Genomic DNA, 23,705 nt, shown 5'->3' with positions numbered 1-23,705 from the left:
GTTCCATTTAATCTCCCCAAACCCCTCTTTGATAAAGAGGGCTTCCCCCTTAACAAAGGGGGACTGAGGGGGATTAAAATTCAGTTAAAAAACAATATTTGTGACCCAGTTGTTGAGTGAAAATCTCCACAACACACGGAGAAAAAAATTGAAAGACTTGCTCGATATCATGCGCAAAAAGACGGATTCAGACGGTCATGCTCCAGTAGAGTTTGACCGCATCCGTATTGGTCTTGCGTCACCAGAAATGATTAAGTCATGGTCTCACGGTGAAGTTAAAAAGCCAGAAACCATTAACTATCGTACGTTCAAGCCTGAACGTGATGGTTTGTTCTGTGCCAAAATCTTTGGTCCAGTGAAAGATTACGAATGCTTGTGTGGTAAATACAAGCGTATGAAATACAAAGGCGTCATTTGTGAAAAATGTGGCGTTGAAGTAACAACTGCGAAAGTTCGTCGTGAACGTATGGGTCACATCGAGCTGGCATCTCCAGTTGCACACATCTGGTTCTTGAAATCATTGCCTAGCCGTATCGGTCTATTATTAGACATGACGCTACGTGATATCGAACGTGTATTGTATTTCGAATCTTATGTAGTGACCGATCCGGGTATGACTCCATTTGAGAAATACCAACTTCTAAACGATGAAGAATACTTCAATGCATTAGAAGAACACGGTGATGAATTCACAGCGAAAATGGGTGCTGAAGCGGTTCAAGACTTGTTGAAAGACATCGATCTTGAAGCTGAAATCGCGCGTCTTCGTGAAGAAATTCCTGTTACAACTTCAGAAACCAAGCTGAAAAAAGCGTCTAAGCGTTTGAAGTTGATGGAAGCATTCAACGATTCGAACAACAAGCCAGAATGGATGGTGTTAACTGTACTTCCAGTTCTTCCACCAGACCTCCGTCCGCTTGTACCACTTGAAGGTGGTCGTTTCGCGACTTCTGACCTGAACGATCTTTATCGTCGTGTGATCAACCGTAACAACCGTTTGAAGCGTCTTCTTGACCTTGCAGCGCCAGACATCATCGTACGTAACGAAAAACGTATGTTACAAGAGTCTGTAGATGCATTGCTGGATAACGGTCGTCGCGGTCGTGCAATTACCGGTTCGAACAAGCGTCCGCTTAAATCTTTGGCAGACATGATCAAAGGTAAGCAAGGTCGTTTCCGTCAAAACTTACTTGGTAAGCGTGTTGACTACTCTGGTCGTTCGGTAATTACTGTTGGTCCAAACCTGCGTTTGCACCAATGTGGTCTTCCGAAGAAAATGGCACTTGAACTGTTCAAGCCATTCATTTTCGCGAAACTACAGGCATCTGGTCAAGCAACCACCATTAAAGCTGCGAAGAAAATGGTTGAGCGCGAAACTCCAGAAGTTTGGGACGTTCTTGCTCACGTGATTCGTCAACATCCAGTGATGTTGAACCGTGCGCCAACTCTTCACCGTCTGGGTCTTCAAGCATTTGAACCGATCCTGATCGAAGGTAAAGCGATCCGTCTACATCCACTTGTATGTGCTGCGTTTAACGCCGACTTCGATGGTGACCAGATGGCGGTACACGTACCATTAACACTTGAAGCTCAGCTTGAAGCTCGTGCGTTAATGATGTCGACGAACAACATTCTGTCTCCAGCGAACGGTGAGCCAATCATCGTACCGTCTCAGGACGTGGTCTTGGGCTTGTATTACATCACGCGTGATGCAATCAATGCCAAAGGTGAGGGCATGGTGTTCGCGGATACTCACGAAGTAAACCGTGCACTGGCAACAGGTCAGGTTGATCTACACGCTCGCGTTAAAGCACGTGTACACCAGACTGTGATCGACGAAGATGGTAACCGTGAACAGCAAACCATTATTGTAGATACGACGCCTGGTCGCTGCCTACTTTGGGAAGTTGTGCCTGAAGGTATGGATTTCCAGCAAATTAACGTTGAGATGACGAAGAAAAATATTTCTAAGTTAATTAACTCTTGCTACCGTAAATTGGGTCTGAAAGATACTGTTATCTTCGCTGACCAGTTGATGTATTTGGGCTTCCGTCAAGCGACGCGTTCAGGTGTATCTGTCGGTATGGAAGACATGGTTATTCCACCGCAAAAACAAGCAATTATTGGTAAAGCGGAAGCTGAAGTTCGTGAAATCGAACAACAGTTCGAACAAGGTTTCGTAACTGCCGGCGAACGTTATAACAAAGTGGTCGATATTTGGGCGCGTACCAATGACCAGGTTGCTAAAGCGATGATGGACAACTTGTCTTTCACCACTGTGAAGAACAAACAGGGTGAAGATGAGAAGCAAAAATCATTCAACTCGATCTACATGATGTCTGACTCAGGTGCCCGTGGTTCGGCAGCTCAGATTCGTCAGTTGGCGGGTATGCGTGGTTTGATGGCGAAGCCGGATGGCTCGATCATTGAAACGCCTATTAAAGCGAACTTCCGTGAAGGTTTGACCGTACTTCAGTACTTCATCTCGACACACGGTGCGCGTAAAGGTTTGGCCGATACAGCATTGAAGACTGCGAACTCTGGTTATTTGACTCGTCGTCTAGTAGACGTTGCGCAGGACTTGGTCATTACTGAGCCGGATTGTGGTACGTATGACGGTCTGGTAATGACTCCGTTCATTCAAGGTGGCGATGTCATCGAGAACCTGGGTGCACGAGTATTGGGTCGTGTGGTTGCTGAAGACGTGAAACGTGTAGGTACAGACGAAGTTCTGCTTCCACGTAATACGTTAATTGACGAGAAACTGGCTGCGTTTATCGAAAGCCAGGGTGTCGACGAAATTAAAGTGCGTTCAGTCGTGAACTGTGCATCTACCTTTGGTGTATGTGCGAAATGTTACGGTCGTGACCTGGCACGTGGTCATCAGGTGAACCCGGGTGAGTCTGTTGGTGTAATGGCAGCTCAATCGATTGGTGAGCCAGGTACACAGTTAACGATGCGTACCTTCCACGTCGGTGGTGCTGCGAGCCGAACTTCTGCTGCAAACAGCGTACAAGTTCGTAACCAAGGTACAGTACGTTTCCACAACGTGAAAACAGTACAACATGCCAAAGGTCACTTGGTATCGACTTCACGTTCAGGTGAAATCGGTATTGCGGATGATTTAGGTCGTGAGCGCGAGCGCTATAAGCTCCCATACGGTGCGTCTATCTTGCTGAAAGATGGCGAAGCTGTAGAAGCAGGCGGTATCGTGGCGACTTGGGATCCGCATACACATCCATTAGTAACAGAAGTTGCTGGTAAAGTACGTTTCAGCCAAATCGCTGATGGCGTGACGGTTACTTCTAAAACTGATGATGCAACAGGTATGTCAACCATCGAAATCTTGCCAGTGACTTCACGTCCTGCGTCAGGTAAAGATTTGCGTCCTGCTGTTGTGTTGGATACCGTTGATGGTGGCGAACAGTTCTACTTCCTGCCACAGAACACGATTCTTTCTGTTCGCGATGGTGAAACGATTGGTGTCGGTGATGTTATCGGTCGTGTACCACAAGAAACTTCACGTACCCGTGATATTACCGGTGGTCTGCCGCGTGTAGCTGACTTGTTCGAAGCACGTAAGCCGAAAGAGCACGCAATCCTTGCAGAAGTGTCGGGTGTTGTAAGCTTTGGTAAAGAGACCAAAGGTAAGAACCGTCTGGTGATTACGCCGGATGATGGCTCTGAGATTTATGAAGAGTTGATTCCGAAATGGCGTACGATTAACGTGTTCGAAGGCGAACATGTGAACCGTGGTGAAACTATTTCTGATGGTCCACAGAACCCGCACGATATCTTGCGTTTGAAAGGCGAAGTTGCGCTTACAAACTACATCGTGAATGAAGTTCAGGATGTATACCGTCTGCAAGGTGTAAAAATCAACGACAAGCATATTGAAGTCATCGTACGTCAAATGCTGCGTAAAGTTGATATCACTGATGGCGGCGATACTAGCTTCATCAAAGGCGAACAAGTGGATTACATCCGCGTTGTTCAAGAAAACCAAGCAGTTCTTGCACAAAACAAGTTCCCTGCGAAGTTTGAACGTCAATTGATGGGTATTACGAAAGCATCGCTTTCTACTGACTCGTTCATCTCTGCTGCATCGTTCCAGGAAACCACGCGTGTGTTAACTGAAGCGGCTGTAACAGGTAAAGAAGATGACTTACGCGGCTTGAAAGAGAACGTGGTTGTAGGTCGCCTGATCCCAGCGGGTACAGGTTTGGCTTACCACTTGGAGCGTCGTCGTCAAGAAGCAGAAGCTGCAGAATTTGAACTGCACAATGATTTCTCTGATGTAGACCAAGCTCTAAGCCAGGCATTTAACGAAGAATTCTAATTCGAGTTAAAGCTGAGAAAAGAGACGCCTTCGGGCGTCTTTTTTTGTCTGAAATTTATAAATAAGACATCTTGAACAGAAGAATAATCCATTGATATTTACAAAACTCAGCAGGAATACCGAGAGAAGTAACACGCTACAGATTTTAGTTTCATAAAATGAAGATAAGCTTAAATAAAGCAAGACAGGAAGGCCAAGGTCATGAAAAAATTAATGGGTGTTATGGCAGTTGCCACTCTTTCCATCTTTATGTTGGCGGGTTGTGAAAGTATGTCTGCCAATGAGCAACGGATCGGTGCTGCAGCCCTTGGTGGTGCAGTGGGTGGTGGTGTCGGTAATAAAGTCGGCGGTGGCGTTGGTGCAGCTGTGGGTGGTGGTGCCGGTGCGGCAGTGGGTAGTAAATCCCAAGGCGGTTCAAACCGTAATGCGACCTATAGTGGTGTAGGTGGTGCTGTTGGTTCAGCAGTCGGTAAAAGCATCTTCGGTGGTAATGCGGGTGCTGCAATTGGTGGTGCAATCGGTGGTGGTGCCGGTGCTGCGATTGAACAGGATAACCGTCGTCGTTAAGTCGAAAGTTACTTCAGATTCATCTAGATTTAAAAGCGCCAATGTGGCGCTTTTATCTTATTTAGGAGCGTTAATTTTCCCTTTGCTCTGTTTCCGCCGGATATAGACCGTTTTCTCTACCTCAGCAATTCTGACCCCGGCTTCATCATAAATATTCAGCTGATAATGTCGATACACTGGCGCATTATCGGCCGCCAGATTGATAATCGTGGTAATTTCTTCAGCAGAAATCCGAATATCCGCCACCACTGTGCCGCGACCCGGTGCCAAAAACTGAATGCTGGCGCCTTTATCCCAGACCAGATATTTCGGCCCCAAATGATGCATCAGCAATAACATGTAAAAGGGATCGACCATCGAATACAGGCTGCCACCAAAATGCACACCGACAATATTTTGGTTCTTACGGGTCAGCGGCATTTTGACCCGAACGTGATAATTATTAAAATCAATCTTATTAATTTCAATGCCTGCACCACGATAAGGGGCATAGCGGTTCAGAATAAATTTTGAAACCAGAGGCAGTTTTTGAATTTTCTGGAATAGGCTCATACTGACATTCTTTTTGCGGCTGTGATTATGCATACTAGAGCAACAAAAATGCGCTGGCATTGATCAATCATGCCGATTTATAAACTAAGTGGTCAATAATAAAAACAGGATCAAAAGATGGAAACACAAGTGCAATGGGTCGATACCACGGATCAGCAGTGTCTCTGTGTCAAAACTTATGGACAACCCGAACAAACAGCCTTGGTACTGGTTCATGGCTATCCTGATCATCAAGCAGTTTGGGAGCCAGTCATTGCTCATTTGAGTCAGGATTATTTTGTGGTGACTTATGATGTCCGGGGCGCAGGGGAGTCCAGTATTCCCAAAAAAATCTCCGATTACCGCTTGGCCCGTTTAAGTCAGGATCTGGAAGAGGTGGTGAATAAGGTATTGCCGAATCGAGCTTTTCATCTGGCTGCGCATGACTGGGGCTCAATTCAGTCCTGGGAATCTGTCACCGATCCACGCTTTAAAGGGCGAATTCTGTCTTATAGCACCTTATCTGGGCCATGTCTGGATCATGCCGCTTTCTGGATGCGTGAACAGTTCCAGCAAAACAAAGCAAAATTTTTAAAGCAAATGAGCAAATCTTGGTATATCGCGATGTTTCAGTTGCCTTTAGTGGCGCCGTTGGCCTGGAATTTTTTTAATCCGCAGCGTTGGGGCAAGATCGTGCAGCAACTGGAAAGACACGATGATCTGCCACTCAACCCGCATATTGTCAAAGATGGCAAATATGGTGTGAACCTGTATCGGGCCAATTTTTTGCCACGCTTAGCTCAACCACGGCAGCGTTTTGCCATCTGTCCGGTACAGGCGATTGTGCTGAAATATGACCAGTTTGTCGGGCCAGATCTGGTTGATGAAATGTCAAAATGGGTGGATGATTTCTCGAAAGTAGAACTGGCTGCCAATCACTGGGCGATCCTGAGTCAACCGGAGCAAGTGGCTCAATTGATTGATGAGTTTATTCAGCGTAAATCTGCTGACATTCATTGACAGGCCACTCCGCGAAACATGACCCGACCAGAAAAAAGTGGCGGAATTTTTATCCGCATTTTCTGATAAAATAGCCGCTTTCTCTCTATTCCGATTCATTATGTTCGCAATTCTTGCTGCTATTGGAGTCATGTTCGGACTCTCGTTGGCACGTGTACCTGTGGTTTTTGCCCTGGTCATTGGTGCTGTTACAGGTGGTTTATTGGCAGGTCTGGGCCTGCAGGGAACCTTGGACGCGTTTAACAATGGTTTGGGTGGTGGTGCCAAAATTGCCTTGGCTTACGGTATTTTAGGTGCATTTGCTTTGGCTCTGGCGCGTTCGGGTTTACCGGATTTACTGGCTTATAAAATGATCAGCACCTTAAAAGGTGAGGCCGATTTTAAAGCGCAAAACCGGGTGAAATATCTGATCTTCTTCACGGTTGCTATTGCAGCCGTGTTCTCGCAGAACGTCATTCCCGTGCATATTGCCTTCATTCCGGTACTGATTCCGCCGCTATTGATTGTATTTAACCATTTACAACTGGATCGCCGTTTGGTGGCCTGTTTGCTGACCTTTGGTCTGGTTGCCACCTATATGCTCATTCCAGTCGGTTTTGGCGCGATCTTCCTGAATGATATTCTGGGGCATAACATCAATACCTTTGGTAAGCCTTATGGTTTTGAAATTACTTATGATCAGATTCCATCTGCAATGGTCATTCCGGTCATTGGCATGCTGGTCGGGTTGTTGATTGCCATTTTCTTCTCTTACCGTAAACCACGTCTCTATAAAGATATTCATATCGAAGAGCAGCAAAGTATTTCTGCTGAACTTGGAGTAGAGCAAAACCTTAAACCTGAAATTTCGAAATTTACCATCTGGATGGCCGGTCTTGCAGTTGTAGCCACATTGGCTGTACAGCTGTATTCAGATTCAATGATTCTGGCAGGTTTAGTCGGTGTCGCGATTCTCAGCTGTGCTGGCATTTTCAAATGGAAAGAAGCGGATGATGTGATCATTACCGGTATGCGCATGATGGCGCTGGTCGGCTTTATCATGATTGCAGCACAAGGTTTTGCCGCCGTGATTGAAGCGACCAATCAGGTACCTGCACTGGTCGAAGCATCGGTCAACTGGATTGGTGACAGTCAGGCACTGGCAGCGTTCCTGATGTTGCTCATCGGCCTGTTGATTACCCTAGGCATTGGTTCATCATTTTCAACCGTGCCGATTCTGGCCATCATCTATGTACCGCTGTGTATCCAGTTTGGTTTTAGCCCGGCTGCGACTATTGCAATTATCGGGACTGCAGCAGCTTTGGGGGATGCCGGTTCTCCAGCTTCGGATTCAACTTTGGGCCCAACTTCGGGTTTAAATATGGATGGTCAGCATGACCATATGAAGGACAGTGTGATTCCAACCTTCATTCACTTCAATATTCCGTTGATGATTTTTGGCTGGATTGCAGCCATGGTTCTGTAAGTCAATTTCAATCTGCTCTGATATCTATTGGAGCAGATTTATCTGGATTTAAAATAAACAATAAGATGTATTTAAAATATATTTTTAAATAAAAATTAATATAAACCTGATTATTTTAGTCTGAATAAATTCATATTTATCTGATTAATATACTTGGTATTTAAAACCAACTAATTCAGTCAATTTAAAATAAATAACTTTTTAAATCAGTAGTTTAAATAATAATTAAAAATTAGTTTTATAATACTTATTGCATATTATTTTCCCTCGTGTTTATTATTAATTAAGATTTATTTTCTTAATAATTATTCTTCCTGTGGGGTATTTTAAAATGTTAAAGCAAGCTGCTATAATTGCATTAATGGGTCTTTCTGCATCTGCGATGGCAGGTCAATGGCAGGTGAAAGTCGGTGCCAGTTCTTTAGCACCATCAAGTGACACTGAAATTGCACCAGGTTTAGTCGTAGAAGCCGATCAGGAATATGGTTTTACGCCATCGGTTGAATACTTCTTTAATGACAATATCTCGGCAGAATTATTATTGGCTACCCCGTTTAACCATGACATTTCTCTTCAAGGTGTAGGTAAGGTGGCTAAGATCAAACATCTGCCACCCACAATTACCGCTAAATATAACTTTAAAAATGCAACACGCTTTACACCATATATTGGCGTAGGTGGCACAGCTTTTATTGCTTGGGATGAAGAAGGTCTGGCTAAAGACGTGAAAGAAGAGTTTGGTTTGGCAGGTCAAGTCGGCTTTAATTATCAGCCAGCCGATGCCAAAAACTGGGGAGTATTTGCTGACGTGCGCTATGCAGATTTGAGTCCTGAAGTGACTTTAGATGATGCTGATAATACTAAATTCGACTTGAATATTGATCCTTGGGTTTATACGATCGGTTATAGCTACAAGTTCTAAATTCTAGCCTTGCTCAACAAAAAAGCCTCATCTTGAATGAGGCTTTTTTTTCAAAATAACAACGATTTATAACTTATTGAAATTGAGCAGATCGGCAATGTTCAACTATATTAAAACGAATAAAGTAAATATTAATTGAATACGACTTAATAATTGAATAATAAGGAAGATCAGCATGAAGTTTTTAAGCCAAGGTATTGTGATCTTCTTCAGCCTGCTGGCAGGGTCTGCCTATGCGGCAAGTTTTGATTGTCAGAAAGCTGAAACCGTGACAGAGAAAGCGATTTGTGAACATCGTCTGCTCAATGATGCCGATGTCAAGATGAGTACCAGCTATCATATTTTACGCCGTATGGTGCCTATGGGAACCCGTTCGGTGATCCAGCGTGATCAGGTGAAATGGCTACAGTTCCGTGACCGCTGTCAGGAATCTGTGTCCTGTCTGAGTCAGGTCTATAATATGCGTCAGCAGCAAATAGACCTGCAATTTCAACGTATTTATAAGCTTGGGCCTTATTAAGCCTTAAACCTAAGCCTTTACAAATCCAAGTCATTTTAGATCAAGAGATCCTTTATAAAATATCTTGAGAAAAAATATACAACTGGCTATTGAAAATTTAGTAACTCACTCCATTCATATAGGCAACAGTATTGACCTGTATTTAAAATAAAAGGAGTGATTAATGAGCGAGTCTAGCGCACAAAAACATAGTTTCCAGGCTGAAGTGGCTCAGTTACTACATCTCGTGACCCATTCGCTTTATTCAAACCCTGAAATTTTCCTACGCGAATTGATCTCGAATGCCTCAGATGCATGCGACAAATTACGTTTTGAAGGGATTAACCATCCCGAATTTTATGAAAATGATCCGGATCTGCGCGTTCGTGTCAGTCTGAATGCAGACAATAAAACCATTACCATTTCAGATAACGGGATCGGCTTAAGCGAACAGGAAGCTATTGATAATTTAGGGACTATTGCCAAATCAGGCACCAAAGACTTTATGTCCAAACTGACCGGCGATCAAAAGGCTGATGCCCAGCTAATTGGCCAGTTTGGTGTCGGTTTCTATTCCGGTTTTATTGTCGCTGACAAGATCACGGTAGAATCCCGTCGTGCTGGCACAGATGTCTCTGAAGGGGTGCGCTGGATCAGTGGCGGAACCGGTGAGTTCGAAGTTGAACAGATCACGAAACAAGGACGTGGTACCGATATTATTCTGCACTTACGTGACGATGCGCTGGATTATCTGCAAAGCTATAAAGTGAAGCAGATTATCAATAAATATTCAGACCACATCAGCCTACCAATCCAGATGCAAAAAGAAGTCTGGCAGGAAGAAGAAGCGGCTGAAGGTGAAACATCTAAAGGTGGCCAGTATGTCAAAACCGATGAGTGGGAAGCCATTAACTCGGCCAGCGCATTATGGACTCGTAACAAGTCTGAAATCACTGAAGAGCAGTATGTCGAGTTCTACAAGAACTTAAGCCATGATTTCGCAGCGCCATTGGCCTGGGCGCATAACCGGGTTGAGGGCAGCACTGAATATACCCAGTTGTTATATATTCCAAGCAAAGCGCCACATGATATTTTCACCCGTGAATCCAAAGCGGGTATCAAACTGTATGTGAAACGTGTGTTCATTATGGATGATGCAGATAACCTGATTCCAAACTATCTGCGCTTTGTACAGGGTGTGGTGGACAGTGCCGATCTGCCATTGAACGTGAGTCGTGAATTACTGCAAGAAAGCCGTGATGTAAAAACCATCCGTGAAGGCAATACCCGCCGTATCCTGACCATTTTGGATAATCTGGCTAAATCTGAAGATGAAAAAGATCAGGCAAACTTTAAGACTTTCTATCAGGAATTTGCTTCAGTATTGAAAGAAGGTCTGGGTGAAGATTTCAGTAACCGTGAACGTATCTTGAAACTGCTGCGTTATGCGACTTCGACCAATGATGAAGTTAGCACGTCATTGGCAGACTATAAAGCACGCATGAAAGACGGCCAGAAAGCCATTTATTATGTGACTGCAGATAGCCTGAATGCTGCGAAAAATTCACCGCAACTGGAACTGTTCAAGAAAAAAGGCATTGAAGTTCTGTTGATGACTGAACGCGTGGATGAATGGGCGATGAACTTCGTGAATGAGTTCGATGGTACGCCTTTGCAAAACGTGTCTAAGGGTGCAGTTGACTTAGGTGACCTTCAGGATGCCGAAGAGAAGAAAGCCCTTGAAGAAGCCGCAGCCCAGTTTAAACCGGTGGTGGATAAGTTGACGGATTCATTAAAAGACAAGACCAAAGAAGTGCGGGTGACGACGCGTCTGGTCGATTCTCCGGCTTGTCTGGTGACTGGAGAAGGTGAGTTGTCTCCGCAGCTGATTCGTATGCTGAAAGATGCAGGCCAACCTGTGCCGGATATCAAGCCGATTTTGGAAATCAACCCGGAACATCCGTTGGTGAAAAAACTGGATGGCTCGGCGCAGTTTGATGATCTGGCCAATGTGATCTTTGACCAGGCAGTGATTGCAGAAGGTGGATTACCAGAAAATCCTGCTGAATATGTCAAGCGGATTAATAGCTTGCTGCTTGCTTAACTGCTGATGTGTTGAATGAGAAAATCCCTCTTCGGAGGGATTTTTTATGCCTGCTTCATTTTTCATTTCTAGAAATGATCTGGAAAAACTATAGAGAGAATAAAAAAATACCTTCGAATCATAAATCTATATTTTAGATTATTAATTAATTTTTAATTTATAAGTGCGATCATTAAGCAAAGAGAGAGAATGTTATGAAATCTAAGCTGATGATCAGTATGGGCGCTGTAATCCTGATGTCGATGAGCCAGTTTAGTCTAGCGGCACCTGCTGCAGAAAAAGTGGTACGCACAGATCGCATTAGCTTTTATAAAACAGCAAAAGTAAACGTAACAAAACCGAAACGTGTACAACGTAGCGATCATATTCGCTTCAATATGCCGGTGATGGAACAACCCTCATTGCAGCAAAAACGTGTGCTACGCAGTGATCGTATTATCTTGAATAAAACCAGCTAATACTTGCCACGCTGATTGCCTCAGTAATATTGAAAAAAGCCCATGAATGATGGGCTTTTATTATTTTCTCGTATCAGTCAGTTTAAAATAACGCTTCTAAACGCACCAAAGCTCCGACATAGTGATCACGATCTTCGCGATGATCATTCAAATAGTTCAGGTCGGTCTGGACAAAAAACCATTCACGTAAAAAAGGTTGTCTCCACGACACATAGGGGCCCCAGCGGTTGAGACGCAGATCCTTGTCATTTAGATAACCACCGGTATAAATGCCGTAACTGAAACGGTTGTCCTGAAAAAACTGATGTTGCCTGAAGGTGTAGTTGTCCCAGGTCAGATCATCGTCTTGATCATCTGCATAAGTCAGACTAAGCTGATTGGAGAAAAAGGCCTGATTGGGACGGGCATGGATTAGCTCCAGATTGGTTCGTAAATAGTTTTCGCTTTGAGTGCCATAGCGATAAATCTGTTCGGCATGAAAAGAGTAGTCATTTTCCAACGTCCAATCCTTACTGGCTTTGACACGCAGATAAATATCATCGCCAGAACGTAAGCCCAGATCCAGATCGGTTTGGAAAGGAATGCGATCTGACCATTCTGACCAACGTAAGGCAAAAGAGCTGTTATCTTCACGTGCACGTTTAGTATCCAGACGCTTATCTCCGGAAGTGGCAGGATTTTCATTGGTAATGGCGACATTGCTGTCTAATTCATTGTCCAGACTGTCATCACCAAAAACCACACTCAGCTTTTGTTCCAAGGTCGGAAGCTTGATCTTGCCGCGGATTCGGGGCTTAATCTCATAGCCTTCATATTCATCCCAGCGATTATCTAGAATGATCCGTAATGTGGCTGCAGCTGGCTGATCCGGATCGGTTTCACCAAACCAGTTATCAATTTTATGTGCAGTACGATCGGCCCATTCGCGGATGCCTTTCTGTTTTTGATCCGCCCATGAATAATTTTCTGTCTCTAGCGTGGATGGAACGATGGCGACACTTGATTGCTCTGGCAGAACCGTCGGTGTTGCATCGATCAAACGTGGAATCTGATCCAGCAAGCCTGATCGACTTGGCTCTGTATTTGTTGGACTGGCAGGAGCAGCTGTGACTGAATTTGCCCAAGACATGCTACCACTCATTCCTAGGCCCAGAGAGAGCAGTAAAATTTGAGTAATCCTGTTTATTTGCATGAGATATTTGTTGCTCTTGTATTCTTATATTCAGCTGTAGTTTTCTAAAAAACGGCCTTAAAAAGCAAGTTAAAGCTACAAAATAACAGCAATTATTCAATCATTTGAGCCTGAATTTCCCGATAAAGCTCTAATACCCGAATGGGTTGTGGCATTGTTAAAATAATATTGTGAATATTCTGCCAATTTAGCTGTTTGTCGCGTTGCAGCAAGATGTATGGATAGGCCAGCTCATCCTCTGCGAGAGAGATGCGTTTTTCACCATGAATCACTCGGATTTTTTGATGTTCCTGTAGCAAAAGCACTGGGGTAGAAAAATCCGCAGCAGCTTCTTTAAACGAGATAAATTTCTGCTTTTGAATGGACTGTGCGGGTATAAATGGATGGTAATCTGGCTGTGTCCAGACTGTTTCAGCCTGCTGCAAGTAAGCTGTTGAAAAAAGCTCGAGTTGCATGAAACTGGCGCTTAAAGCAGACCATGCCAGTGATTTAATCGCCGCAGCCTGGCGTTGATGATGGCTCAGCCAATGTTGAATACAATAGTGAGCCTGCAACTGACTCGGTACCCCTAAGAGCATCAGATATTTGACAAACTGACCTTGCAGATTCAATTGCTCAACCAAATAAACCTGACGTGCCTGCCAGTTATCTTCTGCCGCATAATATAAGACAATATCCAGATAAACAGGGTATTGTTCGACATCGGATTCTAGTTCTAAAGCACAGAGCCGCTGGATATTGGTTTCTTTTAAACTTAAAGAGTGTACATGAGCGTTTAGTTCACCCAGTTGGATCTGCGCAGGGAATTGAATCAATTCGGAGACTGTGATCTGTTCTTGCGGAATTGTCGTTTCAGCTTTGAGCTGAGAATCGGGAGTCTTATATACAGTGGGTACCTGTATGGGTAGCTCATCTGGGCGATGTAGTTCTAATGCATGGATTCTTGCCCTCGGTCGTCCCCGATGATATTTGGTTGTTTCCATAGCTTTTGAGCTGGTTTCAGCTTCGTTTAAGGATAAGGCAGGAACGATTAAGGGGGGATCCTGTTGCAGACAAGAAAACCGCTGCTGTTGTTGCAACAGCCAGATATAGCAGTGTTGCAATTCAGCCCATTGGCTGTGCAGGGCAGGAGATTGGGGGGCCGGAATCAGCCAGATTTGCCAGCCACGTTCAGGATGATGTAAAACTGCCCAGCCAGAATCCGGATGGGCAGACAATGCTTGTTCCAGCGCCAAGACTTCGGTGAAATAGCCACGAAAGCTTAGATGATAAGACGTGTTAGCAGAAAATTGGTAGGCGACAAGTTTAGGCTGAGTGCGGGCTTTAAATGCTGAAATCTGGGTTTTGAAAATAGGCTCATCACACAGATTAAAAATATCACGTATTCTTTTTTTAGAACGGGCAATTTCATATAAAGGCAGGACTTTATGCTCCAGTTGCTGCGCCAGTCCATGTAGTTCTTTAATTAATTGTACTTTTTCTAAAGCATTCATTTTTGATCTCTAGAGATGTTTTAGTGCTTTATCCAGGGTTTGTGCCAGTACGATGTTGACCGCCAGCTCGACCAGTCTGTATTCAGCAGAATTTGAGTCGGTATAGCTTTCTGCCATTTCAATTAAATAATCAATAGAAACCGACTGAGGCGGAATTTTGCCCTGTACCAATGCCTGAAGTTCATGCATAAAAAAATTTCTTATCATTAATCTATTTATATTGCTGCAATTATAAGCAGAGATCACATAAAATAGTGATCTATTTTGAGTGTTTTATAAACAAATTTTTTTAATTAAAAGTGATAAAAATCAATAGAAAAAACTAGAGCGGGAAATAGTCGATATTTTTTAGAGTCGTGCATCTTTCACACTGAATGTGTTCAATATGATCAAAAAGAACAGGCTGAATCAATCAGCCTGTTTTAATGAAAAACAGCTTTGCATTAAGCTGTTTTTTCAGTTACTACAGTCGCAGCATCTGCATTTACTGTTTCAGCAGGTGCTTTAGTCGCTGGAAAGTCTGGGAGATGAACCACTTGCGCCATTTGTGCAGACGCTTGAACAGAAAAAGCCATAACGGTTGCTGCGAAAGCAAATTTAAGAGCATTCATAGGATGACCTTTAATATCAGAGTGTTCAATAATTTGAACAGAGGAGAATATTTAAACTTAATTCGGGTGAAATAATAGCAAATAAGACTTAATAGAAAATGATAGATTCGGCAAATTCAGGCAGTAAATTTTAGATAAATTACTCTATAAAACAATAAATTAGTATATTTGCTCTAGTTTGATTTTTATGATTTTACAGGACTTTATGCTTTACTTTAGTGATGAGAATCTGGGCTTGATCGAGTGCCAAAACAAGCGGCGATGTGTTTTTGATCTGCCAATTTAAGACTGAATTTCGAGCTTTGTTCAATCCATGTAAGTTTTTGCTATCGCTTGTTTACGGACTGCTGCAATCTTCTAAGAATGGACTAAGATGGAATTCCATTTATTTTCATCCTGAGAGTTTTATTATGGCAATTGCAAAAGTGGTAGAAGTCAATTCAAGCAGCAATAAAAGCTTTGAAGATGCGATTCAAACGGGCATTCAAAAAGTCACAGAAACGGTCAAAAATGTACAAGGTGCTTGGATCAATGAACAGAAGGTGGTTATTAAAGAAAATAAAATCACCGAATATCGTGTCAATTTAAAAATTAGTTTTCTGGTTGATTAAGCGAATGCCATTCAATAACAAATAAAAAACCCCATTTAAAATGGGGTTTTTTTATTGAACGTTGTTTTATTCAGCTTGGTCTGGCGTGTCACACGTTTCTGTTGAGCACTGTGCTGCCTGACTGTTGGTTGATGTATCGAGCGCTTTTTCAAATACTTGCAGGAAAACTTCTTTAGGCTGCGCGCCTGCCAATGCCACACGTTGATCAAAAACAAAGAAAGGTACACCGGTCACTTTGAGTTGTTCATGTGCGACTTCCTGATCGAATTTGACGAAATCAGCATATTCTTCCGAATCCAACAGGTCATCGACTTCGACCGGATTCAGGCCAATACGCGCTGCGACATCTTCCAGTGTTTCACGTTCTCCAATCGCCAGACCTTGGGTCATATAGCTATAGAAGAACGCTTCCTGTGCTTCATTGCCCAAACCTTTGCTTTGCGCCAGGTGAATCAGGCGATGCGCATTAAAGGTATTGCCTGAATTGGCACCTTCCCAGTTAAATTCAATACCTTCGGCTTTGGCCATTTCAGCAATATTGCGCTGCATCTCTTCGACTTCTGCCACGGTGCGGCCATATTTTTGCGCCAGACGCTCAGAGTTGGAGACTTCCTGACGTACCGGTGCTTCAGGATCGAGCTGGAAACTGTGCCAATGTACTTCTAGCTCAATACCTGCTTCTTGTGCAGCAGCTTCTAAACGTTTTTTACCAATATAGCAGAAGGGGCAAACCACATCTGACCAGATATCTACGCGCATGTCATGTCTCTAATTTTGCTCTTGTGTTCAAGTATGAGGGTGAAGAATCAGAATTTAAAGCCCTTGAGCATCAGAAGTGTATTTCTACAGCAGATCGGCAGGATAAATAAAAGAAGAAAGAGTAGGTGATAGCCAGATGGCTTCCTTAATATAATCAGGTTCTGACTATTCAAAAAAAATATAAAAATGCCATAAAAAAACGCCCCGTAGGGCGTTTTGTGAATGCAGTCAATTATGCAGTTTTTACTGCAGCTTCAACAGCAAGCATGTGACCATTTTCTTCGAAGTTTGAGTGCCAAGAAAGCGCTTCACGAAGAAGATGAGGGGTATGGCCGCCTTTTGCACATGCACGGTCAAAGTAATCATTCAACGCATCGCGGTACATTGGGTGCGCACAGTTATCAATTACTGCACGTGCACGCTCACGCGGAGCCAAACCACGAAGATCCGCAAGACCTTGTTCAGTCACTAGGATATCAACATCATGTTCTGCGTGGTCGATATGTGAAGCAAACGGCACAACAGAAGAGATGTCACCACCTTTCGCAATTGATTTGGTTACGAAGATCGCCAAGTGGGCATTACGTGCGAAGTCACCTGAACCACCAATACCATTCATCATTTTGGTACCACATACATGAGTCGAGTTCACGTTACCGTAAATATCAAACTCAAGCGCAGTGTTGATGCCGATAATACCTAAACGACGTACCAGCTCAGGATGGTTTGAAATTTCCTGTGGACGTAATACCAGTTTGTCTTTGTATTGTTCAAGGTTGTTAAATACTTTCTCGCCATATTTAGCAGAAAGCGTAATAGAAGAACCTGAAGCAAACTTCATTTTACCGGCATCGATCAATTCAAACGTACAGTCTTGTAGTACTTCTGAGTACATGATCAAGTCTTCGAAGTTTGAATCTTTCAGACCCGTCAATACGGCGTTTGCAATGGAACCGATCCCTGCTTGAAGAGGTCCGAGATTTTTCGGTAGACGGTCTTCAGCTACTTCTTTTTCAAAGAAAGCGATCAAATGGTTAGCAATGCTTTGAGTCTCATCATCTGGTGCAGTTACAGTAGATGGAGAGTCATGCAATTCGCTGTTAAATACGATACCAACAATTTTAGATGGATCGATATTGATCGCATGCGTACCGATACGCTCATCAACTTGAGTCAATGGAATTGCTTGACGCGTTGGACGGTATGTCGGGATGTAGATATCGTGCAAGCCTTCAAATGCCGGGCTTAAATTCGTATTGATTTCTACAATCACTTTTTCAGCAAAAATGGCAAAGCTTGCAGAGTTACCAACAGATGTTGTTGGAATAATGCCGCCATCTTCAGTAATTGCTACGGCTTCGATAATCGCAACATCCGGTTTTTTCAACTGCAGGTTACGCATTTGCTCAACGGTTTCAGACAAGTGCTGGTCAATGAACATCACTTCGCCGTTGTTGATTGCTTTACGTAAAGTGTTATCGACCTGGAACGGTAAACGACGTGCCAATACGCCAGCTTCAGTCAGTTGTTTGTCTAGATCGTTCCCTAGTGATGCACCAGTAATTAACGTGATCTTTAATGGATTTACTTTTGCCTGCTGAACTAAAGCTAAAGGAACCGCCTTCGCTTCACCAGCGCGAGTAAAGCCACTCATGCCCACAGTCATGCCATCTTTGATGAATTCAGCCGCTTGTTCTGGGCTGATGACTTTGTTGTGTAGGGAGGCTAAACGGATACGATCTAAAGACATTTTAACTCTCATTAATTCTTAAACTATGAGACGGATTGTACCGCTCAAAAAATGTATTGTGCATAGGTGTTAGGCTAAGGTCTAATTTTTTAGCTAAATGTAGGTATAATAAAAAATGATGATTTTTAAATGATTGAATTCGTGAACTATAAAATGAATTGTATAGAAAAACTAAAAAGTCATTTGTTGAATTAATGATCACTTATTAAAAGTGATCAGTCAAAGTTTGGCGAATTTTATCGAGTGTGGTGGCTGGGGGGAGTGTCTCAGGGTTCACCTGATTTACGGGTAGTGAAATGATAGCTTCCAGCCCACCTTCAGGACGATTATGAATACGCAATTGGCCATGGTGAATATCGACAATCCGTTTCACAATGGCCAACCCCAAGCCACTGCCTTGTACAGTTCGTGCCGAATTACCCCGAACAAAAGGCTGCATCAAGGCTTCAATCTGATCTTCCGGGATGCCTTCGCCATGGTCTGCGACACAAATCAACAGTTGATCTTCTTCAACATGCGCAGAAAGCTCAATTGGTTCTGAACCATAACGTTTCGAATTATTGATCAGATTACCAATCAGCCTTTTTAGCGACATGCTGCGCGCCTGAATGGTTGGGATGTCTTGTGGCGTAAAGCGGATATCCAGCGGTTTAAACTGCTTGACCAGTTCTTGGAGCAGCACATTGACATTGGTATCCTGCGGCTCTTCATCAGAACCATCACGCATATAGGAGATGAACTGATCCAGAATCGCGTCCATATCTTCGACATCATAAATCAGGCCTTCTTTGAGAAAGTCTTCATCTGGCATCATTTCGGCACTGAGGCGGATCCGGGTTAAGGGCGTGCGCAAGTCATGTGAAATGCCGGCCAGCATGATGCGGCGTTCCCGCTCGGTCTGATCCAGCGTATAAATCATCTGGTTAAAGGCATGATTGACCTGACGGATTTCCAGTGGACCATGATTGGTATCCAGATAGGGTGCTGAACCGATTCGGCTATAACTGTTGGCGGCATTCTGCAAACGGCGTAAAGGACGGTTGAGCTGACGCACCAAGGTCAAAATAATGATGCCGACAATAATCGGCGTGCCAAGCAACCAGCCTAAAATCAGTTCATTACTATAATTGGCATAGGTCTTTAAAGGTTCCTGTACCCAGTGACCATTCATTTCAGGGGTCTGGATCCAGATACGTGGACTCGGCTTAAACTGGAAATAGACTGTGGCTTGTTCGATACGTAACTCTTTGGCCAGTTTGGTTTCGATCTGCCGGGTAAAAAATTCTGCAATCAGCTTTTCACGGACAGTGGGATATTCTGCTGGATTGGTCACGTATTCAATGCCGACCCGATTTCTTAACCAATCGTCAATGTCGACTTCCTGCTGTTTGTGATACAGGCGCAGATCGGGATTGTTGAGAATTTCCAGTTCCATGGCCAGATAACGCGCATGTTGCTGGATTTCAGGTAAAAACAGGGTACGCCAAAAGAACCATAAGGACATGAACAGGCTGAAACAGACCACGAAAACCACCAGTACCGTGGTACGCATGGCAGCAGAACGCGGTTTGATCTTGTCGAGAAAGCGTTCCCCGCGGGTACGCTTTTTTTCCGAGTAGCTGACAAAATCGGTAAATTTTTGTGGATCGATGGGGTCGAGTTTCACACCAGCTCCCTGTAGGCATTTTCCAAATTGAGCAGTAATAATAATTTGTAATGGAATCTTACTGCTTGAACCTTCGATGGAAGGAGCTTGTTGTGTTACTTTTTTTGAAAAAATGAGTAACACTGTTACGCAAGTAAAAACTTTGCCATTCGCTGAACTCGCGCATTTGTATACGAGCCTTTAAAGAAGGGAGGCTCAAACAGCAGCGAATGACTTTTAGGGACAATAGACTGGGGTAATCTTTATCCTATAATTTTTCCTTTATTCAGCACCATCTGGAACAAAGACATAACCCACACCCCATACGGTCTGGATATAACGTGCACGCGCAGGATTTTCTTCAACCAGACGGCGTAAACGTGACACCTGAACATCAATTGAACGTTCCATGGCACCCCATTCACGGCCACGCGCCAGATTCATCAGCTTGTCGCGGGTTAATGGTTCGCGTGGATGCTGCACCAGTGCTTTCAGTACCGCAAACTCACCGGTAGTGAGTGTTACCACTTGGCCTTCACGGGTCAGGGTGCGGGTAGACAAATCCAGTGACCAAGGACCAAAAGAAACTACTTCCATCTGCTGGCTTGGTGCACCCGGCACTTCACGTACCTGACGACGTAATACCGCACGAATACGTGCCAATAGTTCATTCGGGTTAAACGGTTTAGGCAAGTAATCGTCGGCACCTGCTTCTAAACCGGCAATACGATCCGAGTCGCTACCACGAGCGGTGAGCATAATGATAGGCGTATCGATATTGGATTGGCGTAAACGACGACAGATACTCAAGCCATCTTCGACCGGAAGCATAAAGTCGAGCACGATCAGAGAAAACAGTTCCCGCTGTAAAAGTCGATCCATCTGCGTGGCATCATGTGCAGTTTTAACCACAAAGCCTTTATCTTCGAGAAAACGCTGTAATAAGGTACGCAGACGAACATCATCATCAACCACCAGGATCCGTTCGACCCGGTCCGTTTCGGTATGTACGGCATCGGCTTTTTCAGCAGGTACAACTAAACTCATGAGATGCTCCTTTATTCTTTATTGTCGTCATAAACAAAAATCAAATAGGCTTTGAGTATACGATTCATTGATATTAATTGACTATGCTCTAAAGCACCAAATATTGCAGTTAAAATCAAGACATAGATACCAAATATATACATCTAAATGAGCAAAAAATACGATTTTAAGCTGGATAAAAAGCAAAGTTCATACAAACTTTATCGGGAAAAGCTGAAAACTGTGGCACTTCATAATATAAAGATGAGGTAAATTAATAAAAACAATGGTGGATTTTATAGACCCGGTCTTTATAATCATGCCATTTAGTACTTATCCTTGTGGGATCAAACACGATGACTGACTTAGTTCAGCAGTTGGCAAAAGAACTTGCCGTACGTCCAAATCAAGTTGAGGCTGCCATCAAGCTTATTGATGAAGGTGCCAGTGTTCCTTTTATTGCACGTTACCGTAAAGAAGTAACGCAAGGCTTAGACGATACGCAACTACGTCAACTCGATACGCGTTTATCATACTTGCGTGATTTGTATGAGCGTCGTGAAAAGGTGATTGAATCACTCAAAGAACAAGATAAATTATCTGATGATTTATTGGCGCGTGTGAATGCCGCTGAAACCAAAAATGCATTAGAAGAAATTTACGCGCCGTACCGTCCAAAACGTACCAGTAAATCATTCAAGGCCAAAGAAGCCGGTCTAGGCCCGATTGCCGAAAAAATCTTTAATGAAGCCGTTGATCCAGCTGAAGCTTTGGTGGGTTTTAGCCATGAAGATTACCCAGATACTGAAAGCCAGCTTGATGCGATCCAGCACATCCTGATTGATGACTGGGCGCAAAATATCGCGCTGACCACTGAACTTAAAGCGACATTTGCAAAAACTGCCGTGCTGAAAAGTTTGGTTGCCAGTGATGAGAAAAAAGAAGTCGGTAAAAAATTCCGTGATTATTTCGATTTCTCTGAAAACTTGAATAAAGTGCCTTCACACCGTTTATTGGCGATGCTGCGTGGCCGTCAAGAAAACGTTTTAGGCCTGAAAGTGGATGGCGAAGATGATGCCCCGTTGGCGCGTATTGAAACTGAATACAATCTTGAAACTGTTCAGCCACAAGCGCGTCAGGATTTCTTGAAGCAAACTGCAAAACTATTTTGGCTCGGTAAAGTTCGTCCAACGATCGAACATTCATTGCTGACTGAAAAACGTCTGGCTGCTGAAACAGAAGCGATGAACGTCTTTGCTGAAAACCTGCGTCATTTACTGCTTTCTGCACCTGCAGGCGCACGTACCACTTTGGGCGTGGACCCGGGTATCCGTACCGGTGTGAAACTGGCGGTAGTGAACGAGTCTGGTGATGTTCTTGCACACAGCACGATTTATCCATTTGCACCAAAAGACGATAAAGAAGGTTCACTGGCCGAGCTGGCGCGTTTATGCCGCGAGTTCAATGTTGACCTGATCGCGATTGGTAATGGTACTGCAAGCCGTGAAACTGAAGCTTTAGTTGCTGAAATGATGGCTGCGAACAGTGATCTGAAAATGACGCGTGTTTCTGTATCTGAAGCAGGTGCATCGGTGTATTCAGCATCTGAACTAGCTTCACAGGAACTGCCTGAACTAGATGTATCTATTCGTGGTGCGGTATCGATTGCACGCCGTTTACAAGATCCACTAGCAGAACTGGTGAAAATCGATCCGAAATCGATTGGTGTGGGTCAGTATCAACATGACGTGAACCAGACCGGTCTGGCGAAAACCCTTGAAGCGGTCGTTGAAGACTGTGTGAACTCAGTGGGTGTGGATGTAAATACTGCATCAGCAGCAATTCTGGGTTATATCGCAGGTCTGAACAAATCGATCGCACAGCAAATTGTGGAATTCCGTAAGGAAAATGGTCGTTTTGACAATCGTCAGTCTTTGAAAAAAGTACCACGTTTAGGTGAGCGTACTTTTGAGCAGGCTGCGGGCTTCTTGCGTATTCAAGATGGTACAGAGCCACTAGATGCGTCTGCAGTTCACCCTGAGTCATATGCTTTGGTGAGCAAAATTGTTGAAGCAAAAGCAACGACTGTAAAAGACATCATTGGCAATACTGAAATCATTCGCCAAGTGAATGCAGAAGAATTTGCAGACGAGAAATTTGGTCTGCCGACGATTCAAGACGTATTGGCTGAACTGGAAAAACCGGGCCGTGACCCGCGTCCAGAATTCCGCACTGCTAAATTCCGTGATGACATTACTGAAGTTGCGCAATTGTCTGAAGGCATGCAACTGGAAGGTGTAGTCACTAACGTGACTAACTTCGGTGCATTTGTCGATGTGGGCGTGCATCAAGATGGTTTGGTACATATTTCTGAACTTGCCAATGAATTCGTCGCTGATCCGCATAAAGTGGTGAAACCGGGTCAAATCGTACAAGTCCGTGTTTTGAATGTGGATGCTGAACGTAACCGCGTGAATCTGTCGATGCGTCCTGAAGGTTCTGAAGCGCCGGCGAAAGCACCACGTCAGCCACGTCGCGAGAACAATGAGCCACGTGGTGAACGTAAGCCTCAGGGTAAACGTCCACAGCAAGGACGTCCGCAAGGTGATCGCCCTCAGGGTAAGAAACCTCAAGCGGCTAAACCACAAGAGCAAAAAATTGGTGGTTTGGGTGCATTGCTATTGCAAGCAGGGATTAAAGGTTCTAAATAATT

19 protein-coding genes are annotated in these 23,705 nt (G+C 43.9%); 10 read left to right on the top strand and 9 right to left on the bottom strand.

What is annotated here, in order from left to right; genetic code table 11:
- Positions 1-148: 148 nt before the first annotated feature.
- On the top strand, positions 149-4,339 hold the full coding sequence (rpoC, locus tag AC1IR0_RS04565; RefSeq protein ID WP_409651631.1) for a DNA-directed RNA polymerase subunit beta': 4,191 nt from the start codon (positions 149-151) through the stop codon (positions 4,337-4,339).
- A gap of 201 nt (positions 4,340-4,540) precedes the next feature.
- Positions 4,541-4,906, top strand: a complete 366-nt coding sequence (locus AC1IR0_RS04560; RefSeq protein WP_004278608.1) for a glycine zipper domain-containing protein — start codon at positions 4,541-4,543, stop codon at positions 4,904-4,906.
- Positions 4,907-4,963: 57 nt separating this feature from the next.
- Here the strand turns inward: AC1IR0_RS04560 and AC1IR0_RS04555 are convergent, their stop codons facing one another.
- A complete protein-coding gene (locus tag AC1IR0_RS04555; RefSeq protein WP_004278606.1) occupies positions 4,964-5,458 on the bottom strand; it encodes a DUF4442 domain-containing protein in 495 nt (164 codons plus the stop codon).
- 117 nt (positions 5,459-5,575) lie between these two features.
- On the opposite strand from AC1IR0_RS04555, the gene AC1IR0_RS04550 reads away from it, so the two are divergent.
- From AC1IR0_RS04550 to AC1IR0_RS04525, 6 genes are all read left to right on the top strand, one after another.
- Positions 5,576-6,457 carry an alpha/beta fold hydrolase gene (locus AC1IR0_RS04550; protein ID WP_004647314.1) on the top strand — a complete coding sequence of 294 codons (882 nt, stop codon included), beginning with the start codon at positions 5,576-5,578 and terminating at the stop codon, positions 6,455-6,457.
- A 100-nt stretch (positions 6,458-6,557) separates the two neighbouring features.
- Positions 6,558-7,922, top strand: a complete 1,365-nt coding sequence (locus tag AC1IR0_RS04545; protein WP_004647315.1) for a Na+/H+ antiporter family protein — start codon at positions 6,558-6,560, stop codon at positions 7,920-7,922.
- Between the two features lie 331 nt (positions 7,923-8,253).
- A complete protein-coding gene (locus AC1IR0_RS04540; RefSeq protein ID WP_004647316.1) occupies positions 8,254-8,844 on the top strand; it encodes an OmpW/AlkL family protein in 591 nt (196 codons plus the stop codon).
- Positions 8,845-9,019: 175 nt separating this feature from the next.
- A complete protein-coding gene (locus AC1IR0_RS04535; RefSeq protein ID WP_004647317.1) occupies positions 9,020-9,364 on the top strand; it encodes a lysozyme inhibitor LprI family protein in 345 nt (114 codons plus the stop codon).
- A gap of 163 nt (positions 9,365-9,527) precedes the next feature.
- Positions 9,528-11,447, top strand: coding sequence for a molecular chaperone HtpG (gene htpG / locus AC1IR0_RS04530; protein ID WP_409651638.1), 1,920 nt, complete (start codon positions 9,528-9,530; stop codon positions 11,445-11,447).
- A 194-nt stretch (positions 11,448-11,641) separates the two neighbouring features.
- Positions 11,642-11,905 (top strand): hypothetical protein, encoded by a 264-nt coding sequence (locus AC1IR0_RS04525; RefSeq protein WP_071851077.1) that lies wholly within the window; start codon positions 11,642-11,644, stop codon positions 11,903-11,905.
- 82 nt (positions 11,906-11,987) lie between these two features.
- On the opposite strand, the gene AC1IR0_RS04520 is transcribed toward AC1IR0_RS04525, so the two are convergent.
- The 4 genes from AC1IR0_RS04520 to AC1IR0_RS04505 all read right to left on the bottom strand — a co-directional run bounded on the left by AC1IR0_RS04520 (position 11,988) and on the right by AC1IR0_RS04505 (position 15,201).
- Complete coding sequence (locus AC1IR0_RS04520) at positions 11,988-13,097, bottom strand: hypothetical protein (protein WP_005108063.1); 1,110 nt, start codon at positions 13,095-13,097, stop codon at positions 11,988-11,990.
- A gap of 92 nt (positions 13,098-13,189) precedes the next feature.
- Positions 13,190-14,590 (bottom strand): hypothetical protein, encoded by a 1,401-nt coding sequence (locus AC1IR0_RS04515; protein WP_409651642.1) that lies wholly within the window; start codon positions 14,588-14,590, stop codon positions 13,190-13,192.
- 9 nt (positions 14,591-14,599) lie between these two features.
- Complete coding sequence (locus AC1IR0_RS04510) at positions 14,600-14,779, bottom strand: hypothetical protein (RefSeq protein WP_004647321.1); 180 nt, start codon at positions 14,777-14,779, stop codon at positions 14,600-14,602.
- A 254-nt stretch (positions 14,780-15,033) separates the two neighbouring features.
- The gene (locus AC1IR0_RS04505; protein WP_005267563.1) at positions 15,034-15,201 is read right to left on the bottom strand and encodes a hypothetical protein; all 168 of its coding nucleotides are present in this window, start codon (positions 15,199-15,201) and stop codon (positions 15,034-15,036) included.
- Positions 15,202-15,611: 410 nt separating this feature from the next.
- Here AC1IR0_RS04505 and AC1IR0_RS04500 point away from each other — a divergent pair, with 410 nt between their 5' ends.
- A complete protein-coding gene (locus AC1IR0_RS04500) occupies positions 15,612-15,812 on the top strand; it encodes a dodecin family protein (protein ID WP_004278594.1) in 201 nt (66 codons plus the stop codon).
- 66 nt (positions 15,813-15,878) lie between these two features.
- Here AC1IR0_RS04500 and AC1IR0_RS04495 read toward each other — a convergent pair whose 3' ends face one another.
- The 4 genes from AC1IR0_RS04495 to ompR form a co-directional block, all read right to left on the bottom strand.
- Entirely contained in the window at positions 15,879-16,571 is a 693-nt protein-coding gene (locus AC1IR0_RS04495; protein ID WP_114541636.1) for a DsbA family oxidoreductase, read from the bottom strand.
- A 232-nt stretch (positions 16,572-16,803) separates the two neighbouring features.
- Positions 16,804-18,321, bottom strand: a complete 1,518-nt coding sequence (locus AC1IR0_RS04490; RefSeq protein ID WP_180087446.1) for an acetyl-CoA hydrolase/transferase family protein — start codon at positions 18,319-18,321, stop codon at positions 16,804-16,806.
- A gap of 205 nt (positions 18,322-18,526) precedes the next feature.
- Positions 18,527-19,987, bottom strand: a complete 1,461-nt coding sequence (locus AC1IR0_RS04485; protein WP_409651648.1) for an ATP-binding protein — start codon at positions 19,985-19,987, stop codon at positions 18,527-18,529.
- A 261-nt stretch (positions 19,988-20,248) separates the two neighbouring features.
- Positions 20,249-21,013 carry an osmolarity response regulator transcription factor OmpR gene (gene ompR / locus AC1IR0_RS04480; protein WP_004278590.1) on the bottom strand — a complete coding sequence of 255 codons (765 nt, stop codon included), beginning with the start codon at positions 21,011-21,013 and terminating at the stop codon, positions 20,249-20,251.
- A gap of 335 nt (positions 21,014-21,348) precedes the next feature.
- Here ompR and AC1IR0_RS04475 point away from each other — a divergent pair, with 335 nt between their 5' ends.
- Entirely contained in the window at positions 21,349-23,703 is a 2,355-nt protein-coding gene (locus AC1IR0_RS04475) for a Tex family protein (RefSeq protein ID WP_409651653.1), read from the top strand.
- Positions 23,704-23,705 lie beyond the last annotated feature (2 nt).

It is taken from the genome of Acinetobacter sp. 129952, from assembly GCF_056642055.1.
This window is presented reverse-complemented; position numbering and strand designations above follow the sequence as displayed.